General features: G+C 34.5%; 16 protein-coding genes. 3 read left to right on the forward strand and 13 right to left on the reverse strand.

Annotated features, from left to right (window positions below; all coding sequences use genetic code 11):
- The first annotated feature begins 101 nt into the window (after positions 1-101).
- From AACY93_RS04145 to AACY93_RS04155, 3 genes are all read left to right on the forward strand, one after another.
- Positions 102-2,141 (forward strand): thioredoxin domain-containing protein, encoded by a 2,040-nt coding sequence (locus AACY93_RS04145; RefSeq protein ID WP_287005833.1) that lies wholly within the window; start codon positions 102-104, stop codon positions 2,139-2,141.
- 1 nt (position 2,142) lies between these two features.
- Positions 2,143-2,496, forward strand: coding sequence for a DUF1304 domain-containing protein (locus AACY93_RS04150; protein ID WP_007647836.1), 354 nt, complete (start codon positions 2,143-2,145; stop codon positions 2,494-2,496).
- An 89-nt stretch (positions 2,497-2,585) separates the two neighbouring features.
- Complete coding sequence (locus tag AACY93_RS04155; protein WP_287005834.1) at positions 2,586-3,398, forward strand: mechanosensitive ion channel domain-containing protein; 813 nt, start codon at positions 2,586-2,588, stop codon at positions 3,396-3,398.
- A 33-nt stretch (positions 3,399-3,431) separates the two neighbouring features.
- On the opposite strand, the gene tsaB is transcribed toward AACY93_RS04155, so the two are convergent.
- The 13 genes from tsaB to AACY93_RS04220 form a co-directional block, all read right to left on the reverse strand.
- Complete coding sequence (gene tsaB, locus AACY93_RS04160) at positions 3,432-4,106, reverse strand: tRNA (adenosine(37)-N6)-threonylcarbamoyltransferase complex dimerization subunit type 1 TsaB (RefSeq protein WP_287005835.1); 675 nt, start codon at positions 4,104-4,106, stop codon at positions 3,432-3,434.
- Positions 4,107-4,111: 5 nt separating this feature from the next.
- On the reverse strand, positions 4,112-5,488 hold the full coding sequence (locus tag AACY93_RS04165) for a TolC family protein (protein ID WP_287005837.1): 1,377 nt from the start codon (positions 5,486-5,488) through the stop codon (positions 4,112-4,114).
- Positions 5,481-6,596 (reverse strand): efflux RND transporter periplasmic adaptor subunit, encoded by a 1,116-nt coding sequence (locus tag AACY93_RS04170; protein WP_287005838.1) that lies wholly within the window; start codon positions 6,594-6,596, stop codon positions 5,481-5,483. Before AACY93_RS04170 ends, AACY93_RS04165 begins: the two co-directional genes overlap by 8 nt.
- A gap of 48 nt (positions 6,597-6,644) precedes the next feature.
- Positions 6,645-7,889 carry an ABC transporter permease gene (locus tag AACY93_RS04175; protein ID WP_202898518.1) on the reverse strand — a complete coding sequence of 415 codons (1,245 nt, stop codon included), beginning with the start codon at positions 7,887-7,889 and terminating at the stop codon, positions 6,645-6,647.
- 1 nt (position 7,890) lies between these two features.
- Complete coding sequence (locus AACY93_RS04180) at positions 7,891-9,120, reverse strand: ABC transporter permease (protein WP_040491332.1); 1,230 nt, start codon at positions 9,118-9,120, stop codon at positions 7,891-7,893.
- The gene (locus tag AACY93_RS04185; protein ID WP_007647827.1) at positions 9,113-9,814 is read right to left on the reverse strand and encodes an ABC transporter ATP-binding protein; all 702 of its coding nucleotides are present in this window, start codon (positions 9,812-9,814) and stop codon (positions 9,113-9,115) included. The genes AACY93_RS04180 and AACY93_RS04185 overlap by 8 nt, the downstream gene beginning before the upstream one ends.
- An 81-nt stretch (positions 9,815-9,895) precedes the next feature.
- Positions 9,896-10,123: a hypothetical protein gene (locus AACY93_RS04190; RefSeq protein WP_007647825.1), complete on the reverse strand. Its 228-nt coding sequence runs from the start codon at positions 10,121-10,123 to the stop codon at positions 9,896-9,898.
- A 6-nt stretch (positions 10,124-10,129) separates the two neighbouring features.
- Positions 10,130-10,675, reverse strand: a complete 546-nt coding sequence (locus tag AACY93_RS04195; protein WP_287005844.1) for a DUF420 domain-containing protein — start codon at positions 10,673-10,675, stop codon at positions 10,130-10,132.
- Positions 10,668-11,411: an SCO family protein gene (locus AACY93_RS04200; protein ID WP_287005846.1), complete on the reverse strand. Its 744-nt coding sequence runs from the start codon at positions 11,409-11,411 to the stop codon at positions 10,668-10,670. Before AACY93_RS04200 ends, AACY93_RS04195 begins: the two co-directional genes overlap by 8 nt.
- A complete protein-coding gene (locus AACY93_RS04205) occupies positions 11,401-12,123 on the reverse strand; it encodes a hypothetical protein (protein WP_007647820.1) in 723 nt (240 codons plus the stop codon). The genes AACY93_RS04200 and AACY93_RS04205 overlap by 11 nt, the downstream gene beginning before the upstream one ends.
- A gap of 145 nt (positions 12,124-12,268) precedes the next feature.
- The gene (locus AACY93_RS04210; RefSeq protein ID WP_040491330.1) at positions 12,269-12,649 is read right to left on the reverse strand and encodes a cytochrome C oxidase subunit IV family protein; all 381 of its coding nucleotides are present in this window, start codon (positions 12,647-12,649) and stop codon (positions 12,269-12,271) included.
- A 24-nt stretch (positions 12,650-12,673) separates the two neighbouring features.
- Positions 12,674-13,654: a cytochrome c oxidase subunit 3 gene (locus AACY93_RS04215; protein ID WP_007647810.1), complete on the reverse strand. Its 981-nt coding sequence runs from the start codon at positions 13,652-13,654 to the stop codon at positions 12,674-12,676.
- Between the two features lie 145 nt (positions 13,655-13,799).
- A complete protein-coding gene (locus tag AACY93_RS04220; RefSeq protein ID WP_007647807.1) occupies positions 13,800-14,378 on the reverse strand; it encodes a cytochrome c oxidase subunit 3 in 579 nt (192 codons plus the stop codon).
- Positions 14,379-14,381: the final 3 nt, after the last annotated feature.

The following is a 14,381-nucleotide window of genomic DNA, read 5'->3' on the forward strand; positions in this document are numbered from 1 at the left end:
CTTTTTTTGTGTCTTTAAATCCGTAACTTTGAGTTATGAAATATGCTCACATATTATTGCTCAGCATTTTATCGAGTTGTCAAGGACCAAATAAAAACCTTATGAATAAGCCATACACAAACAATTTAATTCACGAAACCAGTCCTTATCTTTTACAACATGCCCACAATCCTGTAGATTGGCATCCTTGGAACGATACTGCTTTAAAAAAAGCAAAAACCGAGAACAAACTGCTTTTAATTAGTGTTGGCTATGCTGCTTGTCACTGGTGTCATGTTATGGAACACGAAAGTTTTGAAGACACAGTTGTAGCCAAACTCATGAACTCTAATTTTATAAACATAAAAGTTGATAGAGAGGAACGTCCAGACATTGATCAAGTATATATGAATGCTGTGCAACTAATGACAGGAAGTGGTGGTTGGCCCATGAATGTGGTAGCGCTTCCAGATGGCAGACCTGTTTGGGGAGGCACTTATTTTAGAAAAGAACAATGGCTTAGTGCGTTGGAGCAAATTTCAGGCCTCTATAGTAGAAATCCAGAAAAGCTCCATGAATATGCCAATAAGCTGGAACAAGGCATTAAAGCCATGGATATGATTACAGTAAATACCAATGAAGCCGATTTTAACATTGAATTTATTGATGAAACCGTTACAAATTGGTCGCAATATTTCGATCGTGAACTTGGTGGCTTAAAACGTGCTCCAAAGTTTATGATGCCAAACAATTATCATTTTTTATTACGATATGCATATACAAAACATCATAAAGAGCTGCAGGAATTTGTAAACCTCACGCTTACAAAAATGGCGTATGGAGGACTTTACGACCAGGTTGGAGGTGGTTTTTCAAGATATGCAACAGATGTGAATTGGCACATTCCTCACTTCGAGAAAATGCTATACGACAATGCCCAATTGGTAAGCTTATATACTGATGCTTACCTAATTACCAAAAACAAACTTTACAAGGACGTTGTGTACGAAACCTTAGCTTTTGTAGAACGGGAATTAACTGCAGAAAATGGAGCGTTTTATTCTTCATTGGATGCAGATAGCCACACCACGCAAGGCCATCTGGAAGAAGGCGCCTTTTATGTTTGGACCACAGAAGAGCTTCAACAAATATTAGCTGCTGATTTTGAATTGTTTGCAGCATATTATAACATTAACAACTATGGTTTTTGGGAAAAGAACCATTATGTTTTAATTAGAAAAGATTCAGATAATGCATTTGTGAAAACCCACAACATAAGTATTGAGAAATTAAACGAGAAGAAAAACCAATGGAAGGAACAGTTGTTAAACATTCGTGAGAAAAGATCCAGACCAAGTTTGGACGACAAGACCTTAACCTCCTGGAATGCTTTAATGTTAAAAGCTTATGTAGATGCTTATAGGGTTTTTGGTGAAGCTGCTTTTTTAAAATCGGCAGAAAAAAATGCTCATTTTATTACCAACAACCAATGGCGTGAAGATGGTGGCTTAAACCATAACTACAAAAACAACAAAAGTACCATAAATGGCTATCTGGAAGATTACGCACTAACCATAGAGGCATTGATTGCGCTTTATGAAAACACCTTAAACGAAACATGGTTATTTACTGCCAGGGATTTAACCAACTATGTGTTCGATCATTTTTACGAAACAAACAATGGCATGTTTTATTTCACTTCCAATGAAGATGCCATGTTGGTTAGCAGAAGCTTGGAATATAGAGACAATGTCATTCCTTCAAGCAATTCCGTTATGGCCAAAAACTTATTTAAATTATCACGTTTTTTTGATAACACATATTTTTTAAAAACAGCCACAAAGATGTTAAACAACGTTAAGCTAGAGATACAGGAATACGGATCCAATTATTCCAATTGGTTGGATCTTATGCTAAACTACACACAGCCTTTTTATGAAGTTGCTGCTACTGGAGCAAATGCCAACAAAAAAATAAAAGAAATAAACCAAGAATATCTTCCAAATAAAATTGTAGCTGGAAGCACTAAAAAAAGCAAGCTTCCTTTATTGCTTAATAGATATATAGAAAATGAAACCTTAATTTATGTTTGTGTAAACCATACCTGTAAATTACCTGTTAAAAACAGTCAAGAAGCCATAAACCAATTAAAAAACAAATAACATGAGTATTGTATCCATTTTTTTAGTTTGTTTGGTTGCCTTAGAGCATCTCTATTTTTTATTTTTGGAAATGTTTTTATGGACCAAACCTAAAGGCATTAAAACTTTTGGTTTAAAATCCAAAGCCTTTGCCGAAGAGACAAAAGTATTAGCAGCCAACCAAGGTTTGTACAATGGGTTTTTAGCAGCTGGTTTAATTTTTTCACTAGTTAACAATGATACCAAAACCATTCTTTTCTTTTTGGGCTGCATTACAGTTGCTGGTATTTTTGGAGCAATAACCACCAAAAAAATATCGCTTTTTTATATCCAGTCCATCCCTTCGGTTTTAGCCATTAGCTCCATACTAATTTAATATTTGTTTAAATAACCATCCGTTTCTATTTGAAAACCAGATTTCAAACTATTTTTTTTAACTTTACGGTCTAATCAAAAAAAACATATATGGATATTGAAAATTGGACTACTAAAGGTATTGAACTTGCAACTGAATATGGCTTGAAAATTATTGGAGCCATTGTTATATGGGTTATTGGTTCCTGGATCATAAAAAAACTGGTTCGTGGCACTCGAACTGTGATGACCAAAAGAGGCTTTGATGAAAGTCTTCAAAAGTTTCTTTTAAATTTAATTAGTTGGTTATTAAAAATCCTTTTAATTCTTGCTATCTTATCTCAGCTTGGGGTAGAAACCACTTCTTTTGCCGCAATTTTAGCTGCAGCCGGTTTGGCTATTGGTATGGCACTTCAAGGTTCTTTAGGAAATTTTGCAGGAGGTGTTTTAATTATGATTTTTAAACCTTTTAAAATTGGCGATTTTATTGAAGCGCAGGGAGAAACCGGAACGGTTAAGGAAATTGAAATATTTACAACCAAGTTAACAACTCCAGACAATAAAGAAATTATTATACCAAATGGCAGTCTTTCCAATGGCAACATCACAAACTACAGCACAGAAGACACAAGACGTGTAGATGTTACTTTTGGAGTAGGATACGAGTCTGACATTAAAAAAACCAAAGAGGTTATTTTAAGTGTTGTAGAGGCCAATCCTTCCATCCTAAAAGATCCAGCTCCAGCAATCAATGTGTCTGAGTTGGGAGATAGTTCCATTAACTTTTTTACAAGGGTTTGGGTGAAAAAAGAAGATTATTGGGATGTGAAATTCAGTATGATAGAAAATACCAAAGAAGCTCTTGATACTGCCGGAATTGATATTCCTTATCCACATCAAGTTGAAATACAGAAAAAAGCCTAAAACTTTAAGCCTCCCAATTTCTTGGGAGCTTTTTTATTTTTTATTTGATTTTATAACTACAAAATCCTTTAAGTAGTAAGGTTCAAAATAAGCGACGTCCTCAAAGTCGCTTTTTTGGAATTTACGATAAGCTATCTGGCTCATTTGGTTTGCAGAAGGCAACTTATTGTCTATAAAATGAGCATGTGGATGCTGAATGATGGATTTAAATTTTTCAACACCATTTCCTAAAAAAAAGACCTGTTCAGTCTCTAAATATTCAGCAAAGGCATTAGCATCCAGGATTTGTGCTTCAACCTCTCTTATGATTTGGTAATTTGCATCAAAAACAGCAGAATAAACTTCCATACGTCTGGCATCGAGCATTGGAATTATCAATCCCTTTTCAACAATTACTTGATGTGCCAAAGCTTCCAGAGTAGAAACAGATATTAAAGGCTTATTTAAGGCAAAACAAAGGCCTTTAGCAGCCGAAACACCTATTCTTAATCCTGTATAGGAACCAGGACCTTTACTTACTGCAATGGCATCCAATTGGTTTGGCTGTAAATTGTTTTCTGCCAAGAGTCTATCCATATATACATGCAGTCGTTCAGCATGGGAATAATCTTTACTGTTATCTTCCAAAAGTGCAAAAGTCTCTCCTTGTTTAGAAAGAGAGACTGAACAATTGGTTGTTGAAGTTTCTACACTTAATATAATAGCCACTTTATTTAATCTGTTAATGGTTTTCCTAAATAGAAATCTAATACTTTGGTTGTAAATACAAAGTTATATTTTGCATTAATTAAATTGGCTTCAGCATTAACCAATCTATTTCTAACCTGTTCAAATTCAAAAGAGTTCATAACTCCGGAATTGTAGCTTTCTTGAGCATTTTTAAATGCTTCTTTTTGTGCATTTAAAGACACTTGAGAAGCTTCAAACTGTTTAAAAGCAGCCTTGGCATCTGTATAAGCTTGTTCTATGGTTGAGCGCAAGTCTTGCTTGGCTTGGTCTAAAGAATAAGCGATACGCTCCTTATTTATTTTGGCTTTATCTACACTCACTTTGGTTTGCATTCTATTAAAAATTGGAATGTCTAATCTAAATCCTAGATTATACCCTAAATTATCTTCAAGCTGTTGCCAAAATCCATTTTCTACTAAAGAAATGTTTGTTGGATCATTAGGATCTATTACCACTCTCAAATCCTCTTGACCTTGAAAATGTTGGTAAGAAGTTCCAAGGCCAGCACCAAAACTTAAGGTAGGATAATAAGCACTTTTAGCAATGTCTATAGCTAATATGGAATTTTCAATATCCAGTTCTGCTTTTTTAATTTCTGGTCTGTTTTGTAAGGCATAATCGTAAATTTCATTGGAACTTTTGTGCTCTACCAAAACTTCTGGAAGAGATAATTCAATCTCTTCTACATCAAACCCTTCATTCGAAATTTGCAATAGTTGAGTGAGTGCAAGTTTAGCAAGCTCCAAACTGTTCTCAACATTGGTGAGTCTTTCTCTATCGCTGGCTAATTGGGCTTCCACTTCAAACAAATCTGCTCGAGGTCTCACTCCAGAATCTACCAATTCTGATACTTGGATTACTTGTTTTTCAGTAATGGCCACTTGTTCCTCTGCCACTTTTAAATTTTCCTTGTTCAATAAAATATTTAAATACTGATTAACAACATTCACTGAAATGTTATCCTTCAAAATACTCAATTGTAATTCACTGGATTCAATTCCCAACTGAGCTTGTTTATAGATGCTGGTATTTCTAAATCCGTTGAATAGGGTAACACCTGTGTTCAAGCCAAAACTATTTCCCCTAGAGTCAATAGACACACGATTTCCATCTTGTCCAATAAAAGACCCAAAATTCCAATCTTGTGATGCAGAGGCATTAACATTTGGCAAGAAATTACCTTTAGCGCTTATTAAATCCTGATCAGCCAAGTCTGTGTCTAAAGCTGTTTGTTTTATGGAAATGTTGTTTTCCAAAGCATAATTTACACATTCTTCCAGGCCCCATTTTTTGTCTTGGGCAAAACCCGAAATACTTATAAAAATGCTTAGTAAAACAGTTGTTACTATGTTTCTATTCATCTTCATCATTATTTTCTTTTGATGCTTTGTTCCACACTTTAATTTTATCCCCTTCTTTAACACCTTCCACAATTTCTACGTTAATACCATCTGAAATACCTAATTCCACATATTTTTCTTCATAGGTGTTATCGTCTTTTAATATTTCTACATATGGTTTTTCTGTAATTCTATTAAATTGAAGCAAGGCTTCTTTAATTACCAAAACACTGTCTTTACTTTCCATGTCAATTTCGGCATTGGCACTGTAACCTGCTCTAATTTTAGTTGATGGTGTCACTTCAACATCGGCTTTTATGGTAAATTGAACTGCGCCACTTTCTTCTTGACCCTTAGGAGCCACAAAAGTTAATTTGGCAGGAAACTCTTGCTCGTTCAAAGCACCAAGAACCACTCTAATTACTTTACCTTCTTCTATTTTTCCTACTTCCGCTTCATCCACTTTTCCTTCAAAAATCATTTTGCTCATATCTGCAATGGTTGCAACCGTTGTTCCAGCATTAAAACTGTTGGACTCAATTACTTGGTCTCCTTCCCTTACAGGTATTTCCAAAACTGTTCCAGATATTTGAGCTACAATATTTGTGTTAGCAGAACCTCCTCCTGAGAGCGATCCTTGTCTTATGATTTGAAAATCGTTTTGGGCCTGAATTAAAGTTTCTTTAGCTTGGTTATAAGATAGCTCGCTATTTTCAAAATCCTGTTTAGAAATCACTCCTTTTTCAAATAGGCCTTTGTTTCTGTCGTAAAGAATTTGAGCATTGTCCAAAGCCAGTCTGGCAGTACGGATTCTACTATTGGCACTTGCCAAGTTTTGTTCGTTAGGTACCACTCTAATTTTAGCAATCAAATCGCCTTTTTTTACGACATCGCCTTCTTCAACTAAGATTTTATCGATAATTCCACCTATTTGAGGTTTCAATTCAATTTCTTCCTCCGGATTGAGCTTTCCTGTTGCCACAACTTTTGTGTTAATAGATGTGTAGAAAGGCTCTTCTACCTTAAAATCTTCAATAGCTTTCGCATTTGATTCTTTAAAATATTTAATTACCCATACAAAAAGTATCAGCAATACAATTCCAATGATGATTTTTAATGTTTTATTCATGTGATCTTAATTATTATTCGTTTGGTTGATTATGATGTTATTAGTTATTTATTCTTCCCTTAAAGCGTCTATAGGTTTGATGCTGGTGGCTTTAAAGGCTGGTATGAGCCCGATTAGGGTTCCCAATACTATCAATATAATAAGTGCTATAAATACCACTGCAATGGATACAGATGCGTTTACAAGAACGGCTTCGTCTCCTTGTCCAAAAGCAGAATCAATTCCTATTAAAATCCATCCTCCTGTTATGATTCCAAAAAAACCAGCCAATAAGGTAATGAACACGGCTTCTACCACGATCTGCCTTTTGATTTCAAAAGGAGTGGCTCCTAAAGCACGACGCACTCCTATCTCTTTGGTACGCTCTTTTACGGTTATCAATAAAATGTTTCCAATGGCAAATACACCTGCAATCAAGGTAGCAATCCCAACAAACCATGTTAAAAATTGCATACCGACTAAAAATCCTGTTACTTTTTTAAATTCCTTACCAAGGTTAAAACTTCCAAAAGCCCGTGTATCTTCAGGGTGGATATTGTTTAAGTTCCTTAATATCAATTTGGCATCTGCTTCTATTTGTGTAATATCGTATTCTGGTTTCCCAGTAAGCATCATCCAGCCTATTTGATTGCCTTGGTTGTATATTTGTTGAAAGGTGGTAAATGGGATATGGATGTCGCTGGTTGGCCCCATATTGACATTACCATTTTCAAACATCCCAATAACCGTGAAATTCATGCCATTAATTTTTATGTATTGGCCAATCATTTCTTCATCTTTTTCAAACAGTTGCTTATAGATGTCTTCTGAAATGACAGCTACTTTTTTCTTTTCGTCAATATCGTTTTGATTGATAAAACGCCCATACATCATCTTCTTTTTCTGAACCTTATCCAGTAATGGAAAATCGCCATTAATACTATAAGTTCCAGATAAAAAATCTCTTACCACTAAGGATTGATTTTGGTTTCTTGGTACCACAAATTCAATTCCTTCCACATTTTCTTCAACCAATTTAGCATCAGAGAGTGTTAATCTTACTTGTTTTCCTTCTTGAAATCCCTTAAATGGTTTGCTGGTACTTTGTCCCCAAACAAACACACTGTTGGTGGCAAAGCTTCCAAACAGTCTATTAAAAGAATTTTCCAACCCTTTAGCAGAACCCAGGAGTCCGATAAGCAATAAAATTCCCCACCAAACGCCAACCATAGTAAGCATGGATCTTAACTTGTTTTTAGTAAGACTATCCCATACTTCCTGCCATGTATCTCTTTCGAATAAGAATTTTATCATATTAATCGTCTCTTAAGGCTACTATAGGTTTGATCTGTGATGCTTTTTTAGCTGGTAAATATCCTGCAATACCACCTGCGATTATTAGCGTAATGGTTGCTCCAATAACCAAGGTGGTACTCACACTTGGATCTTTTATAAAATAGGTCTCTAAACTTGGCCCTATAAACTCCAACACTCCCATTCCAATCAATAAACCTACATAACCTGCAATGGCAGTAATTAAAATAGATTCCATTAAAATGATGGATATAATGGATTTTGGTGAGGCTCCTAAGGCTTTACGAATCCCTATCTCTTTGGTACGTTCTTTCACTATAAATATCATGATATTACTAACACCAACCACTCCTGCGATTAAAGTTCCAAAACCAATTACGATAATAATAACACCCAAACCAAAGGTCATTTGATTAACGGTTTTGGACTCATTGGCCAAATTTCTAACCCTTATGGCTCTTTGGTCGCTACTGGCCACATCAAAACGGTCTTTTAAATCTTTGGTGAGTGAGTTGCTAAAGGCAATGGCTTTATCGTAATTCATTTCAGGATTATAGGTAAGATTGATTTGATCTATATAATCATTATTACCATATACTCGTTGCGCTGTACTAATAGGCATGTAAATTAAGCGTTCTTCATTGTCGCCGCCATCGTCTGTAAAAATGCCAACAATTTTATATTGCAAACCATTTAAACTTAAGTACTTTCCCAAGGCTGTAGTTTTAAGAAACAGGTCTTCTTCAACCAATCTTCCTATTACCACAACTTTGGATCTATTATCCAAATCCAACTGATTGATATACCTGCCTTCCTTCATTTTGGTATTTTCAAGATATTGGTGATCTGGATGAACAGCTCTTACATTATATGTGTTTTTTTCGTTTCTAAAAGAAGCATTAACGTTTAAATACAATCTAGAGGTTATGTATTGTACTTTATCCCCATACTCCTCTTTTATATAATCGTAATCTTTATTCTTAAATTGGATCTGTCTTCCTGCTTGATAGCCTTTATGGGCTTTTGTAGTGGTGCCAGATTGAATGAAAATTGAATTGTTGGCATCGTCTGCAAAAGCTTCTGCAAAGGTGTTGTTGAGTCCGTTTGCAATTCCAAACAGAATGGTAAATAGCAGGATAGCAAAAGCAACAGTAAAGCCAGAGAGGACGCTTCTGGTCCTGTTCATGTTTATACTTTGAAATATTTCTCTCCAGAGGTCTCTATCAAACATATTGTGAGGCTCTTACTTGTTCTACTTTTTCGTCTTCCATGATAACACCATCTTTTAAACGTACAATGCGCTTACACATATGTGCAATGTCTTCCTCATGTGTAACAATAAGAATGGTTTTTCCTTCATCGTTTAAATGCTGGATAAAATCCATAATCTCGTACGATGTTTTGGTATCCAAAGCTCCAGTAGGCTCATCGGCCAACAGTAATTTGGGATTTGCAGCCAAAGCCCTAGCAATGGCAACACGTTGTTTTTGACCACCAGACAACTCGTTTGGTAAATGGTGTGCCCAAGCTTTTAGTCCTACTTTCTCTAAATGGAATAAAGCTTTTTCTTGTCTTTCCTGGCGTTTTATCCCTTGGTAATATAAGGGCAATGCTACATTATCGAGAGCGTTTTTGTAATTGATTAGGTTAAAAGATTGAAAAATAAAACCCAGAAACTTATTTCTATAAATAGCTGCTTTTTTTTCAGTAAGGTTTTTAATAGGGACACCATCTAGAATATATTCTCCTTCGTCTGCCTCATCAAGCATGCCAATAATATTAAGCAAGGTTGATTTTCCTGAACCAGATGAGCCCATTATGGCAACCATCTCTCCATTTTCAACAGACAAATCTATTCCTTTCAATACATGTAAACTCGAATCTCCTATGGGATAGGATTTGTGAAGTTTCTTTATGTTTAACATAGTTATTTTTGTTGCTAGTTAGTGCTTTATAAAAGTTAGACTATTTAAAACCTAAATTGTTACAACAAAAGTAAATATATTTTAAAGCGACGATTTTTTAGGCTTGTTAAACTTTTTATAAATTAAGAACCCTATTCCTGCCACCAAAATGTAAGGAATGGCCATGAGGTACACAATGCCATCGTTTATACCTTTAGCGATTTCCTGTCCTTCCTCGTTCTCTAAAACAGCACGACACATGGCACACTGCGCATTGGTTTGAAAAAAGACGAAAAAAGACAACAGGACAAAAAGAATTTTACGTTTCATAATTTATCAATTTACATAGTATGGTGAGATCATTAAATAAACAATAACCCCAGATACAGCAACATACAACCATAGCGGAAATGTTATTCTGGCAATTTTTTTATGCAATAAAAAGTTTCCTGTTATGGCTCTAGCAAAAGTGATCAAGACAAACGGAATAATAACAATGGACAATAAAATATGTGTTATTAATATAAAGTAATAAATATACTTTATGGTGCCTTCTCCTCCAAATTTTGTAGAATTGCTTGTCATGTGATAAGCCACATATAACACCAAGAATACAGCAGAACAACCTATAGCTGTTGTCATTAAGTTTTCGTGCAGTACGATATTTTTGTTTTTAATGGCAAAAAAGGCAATGATTAGGATCACGGCTGTCAGTCCATTAATGGTCGCATAAATTGGAGGCAACATGGTTAGTGGTTGCACATTAAAACCTAAATCGCGTAAATTAATACCAAATAATGCTGCAACAATCAATGGAATTACAATTGATAAAAAAACAATCCATTTATTGTATTTTTTTAATTCTTGCTCTTTATTATTCATTTAACAATTTCTTTATGTCTTCTTTAAGCATCGTGATTTGTTGTTCTTGACCATCTTCGTCCATACCTTCAGCTTCAGAAATAATTCCATTATAATATATTATTGGGTTTCCGTTTATCATTCTGGAACGAATAAACCCATTTTTATCTATTAATGCAAAATTTCCGGAATGTTCAAAACCACCTTCCACCTCGTCTGCTTGAGCTGTGTAAAGGTTGAAGCCTTCGTTGGCGAGTTTATAGATTGCTTTCTGTTCTCCTGTTAATAAATGCCAATTTGGGTTTGTAATTCCATATTGTTGGGCATAATCTTTTAGAACCTGAATGGTATCGTGTTCTGGATTTATGGAGAACGAAGCAATTCCAAAATCTTTGTTTCCTTTAAAGGCATTTTGCACATTAACAAGGTTTTTGTTCATTTTAGGACAAATGGTTGGACAAGTTGTAAAGAAAAATTCTATTACATATACTTTTCCCTCATAGTCTTTGTTGGTAATGGTGTCTCCGTTTTGGTCTGTAAAACTAAACGCAGGCACTTTTTTTGCTTCGCCATTAATTTCTAAAAACCCCAAAGGACTGGCATCTTGAAAATTATTGTCTTGCCCTTGGCTCATTCTATCATTCCTGGAAATGTCTCCGTTTTTAACTCTATCTACAATTCTTGGGATAAAAATAATTCCAAACACCAAGATAATAAAGGCCATGCCTATATACGAATAATTGGTTTTATTGCTCATTTGTTTGTTTTAAATCGTTAGCTCTTCTGGTAGAAGAATCAAAATTTCCTTTTCTTTTTTCTCTGTATTCCTGAAACAGCACGCGCAAATCGTCTGCACTCATTTTATTTTTTATTTCAGCTACTTCTATGCAGTTATAAGCATATAATGGATATGCAGGTTTTTTCTTTTCTTTTTCGCCATCTGTTCTATCGTCCAGTCTGCCTCTTTGTTTTAAGTCCTTATCAACAATGTACACATCGTGTGTTGATAGGTCGTCTTGTAATGGGCTTCTGGATTTTAAACTGTTAAAAACAGCTTTAATGTCTGATTCAGTTCCATAAACAAAGTGCCAATATTTTAAATCTTCATAAGATTTAATTTCTTTTTTCAACAAATTCACCTCGTCTTGGGTGCCGTTTGGCAGTAACAAAACAATTTGAAATTTTTTGAACCCTTTAAATTTATCGTAAACAAGTTCCTTCAAATTTGAAGCTGCAATGGCATTATTCATAGGGTTTGTCCCTAAAAAACCTAGAACAGTTATATGATCTTTTAATTTAACATCCTTATTGTCTTCTGATGTGAAATTGTTTAAGTCCAATATGTTTTCATGAACCACATCCAAAGGGTTGTAGTGATGTTTTGCAGGAAAAAGCATCAATAAAAATAAGACAGGAAGGAAAAATAAAATTCCTAGCGTGGTATAGCGTTTTATAAGCTTTTTGTTCATTATCAAGCTAAGTAAGAAAATCGATAATCATTTAATATACCGATTGTTTAAAAATATAAAACTTGCTTTAAGTTTTGCTTTGCAAAAATAAAAAAAGACGGTTTAAAAACCGTCTTTTAGCATCTATTTAACTTTATAAAGTTAGTTAAAAATCGTGTTTTAAATAACTGTTAGTAAAAACGTTTCCTACATATCCTCCTTCTTGCAACAGGATAAATATCAAATAACAGATTAAAAATACAGATGTCCAAACCACCATGCGTCTTAAGCTGGCAGTTTCGTCTCTCATATGCATAAAGTCCCAAGTAATATAATATGCCTTAACTATGGTTAATAAAATAAAGATCCAGTTTAGCATCTTCATTCCAATAAAATGCCCATTCAATACTTCAGGTTTATAAATACCCAAAACAACTTCAATTGCAGTTACAATTGACAAAAAGATCAATACGCCCCAAATTTTTTGGGTGTTCGATTTAAACTTGATCAATCCTCGAAATATTTCTAATTTATGTGTGTCTGCCATGATTAAAATACTATTACCTAAAAATTATACTAAATAGAAGAATGTGAATACAAACACCCATACTAAATCTACAAAGTGCCAGTACAATCCAACTTTTTCAACCATCTCGTAACTGTTTCTTTTCTCGTAAGTCCCTAATATAACATTAAAGAAAATAATGATGTTCAATAAAACACCTATTGATACGTGAAAACCGTGAAAACCTGTTATAAAGAAAAAGTAGTTTGCGAATAATGGTGGACCATATTCATTGTGGACTAGGTTAGCTCCTTCTACAACGTTTTTCCCTTTTGTTTCCAACTCTGTTAACGATTCTGCTCTTGATAAAACCGTTTTATGTCCTGTTGCATTATCTGTATAAGTGGTTTTAACCAATATGTCATCATTGGCTTTAAAACCAGCAAGCACCTCGTTAAATGTAAAGCTTGTTAATTTTTTCTCATCACTATACCAAATTCCATTTTTTCTTTCATGTTGTGCTCTATCTGTAGGCTGTGCAATAGCGAAATCTTTTAAAGCCACACGGTTTCCATCAGTATCCACAAAGTGGATAATGTTTCCTCCATGAGTTTCAACAGCACCATATTCCCCTTTGATAAATGTTGTCCACTCATAAGCTTGAGAACTCAAGAATATAAGTCCACCTATGATGGTTAAGAACATATAGATAGTGGTTTTAGACTTATCCATTTTATGTCCTGCATCTACAGCCAATACCATAGTTACGGAAGACATAATTAATATAAAGGTCATAAAAGCCACGAAAATCATTGGGTAATCTCCGTGAATAAAAGGCACGTGCGTAAACACATCGTCAGCAATAGGCCAAATTTCAGAAAATTTAAATCTAGAAAATCCGTAGGAAGCTAAAAACCCAGAAAATGTTAAAGCATCCGAAAGAATGAAAAACCACATCATCATTTTTCCATAACTGGCCTTTAAAGGCTTGTTACCTCCTCCCCAAGTTTTTCCTTCTGTTCCAGTGTTTACAACTGTCGTATCCATATGTTTGGTTTAGTATTTATTTAAAATTTGAACAAAAATAATCATTTTATCTTTCTAACGAAATTTACTTCTCTAAAATTTAAGCACTCTAAGCAAGGTTCTGCTAGGTTATTACAGTCAATCCCTTAAAATGTAATTGTATTTATTAAACAAAATATAAAAACAAAAATAGATATAACCATAGTAAATCTACAAAGTGCCAAAAAGTTGCAGACAGTTCAAAACCTAGCATTTTTGTAGGTTGGTACTTTTGTTTAAAATGATTATAAATTACCACCAACAAAGAAATCAAGCCAACCACCACATGTAAAATATGGACTACTGCTATTAAATAAATGTAAGACATGGTCACATTACTGGTTGGCCCAGTAAAATTATATCCTAAATCTATGATTTGTTGAAACCCTTTAAATTGACATACAATAAAAACAATTCCAAGAATCAAGGTCACAAACAACAAAACGGTTGTTTGCTGCCTTTGGTTCTTTTTTAACGCTCTCTTGGCCAATATAAAGGTGATGCTACTTAGCACAATAACTATAGTGCTGGTTATAAAAGCATTTGGCAATTGAAAATCGTGTAGCCAGTCTGGCCTGCTACTGCTAACAACAAATGCGCTTGTCCATCCTGCAAAAGACATGACCAATGATATGATTCCAAACCAAAGCATCATTTTTTTGGCTCTACTATGTTTTTCTTCTAAGGTACCTTGGGTTAAATCCATGAT

Source organism: uncultured Xanthomarina sp., from assembly GCF_963971605.1.
Classification (GTDB): Bacteria; Bacteroidota; Bacteroidia; order Flavobacteriales; family Flavobacteriaceae; genus Xanthomarina; species Xanthomarina gelatinilytica.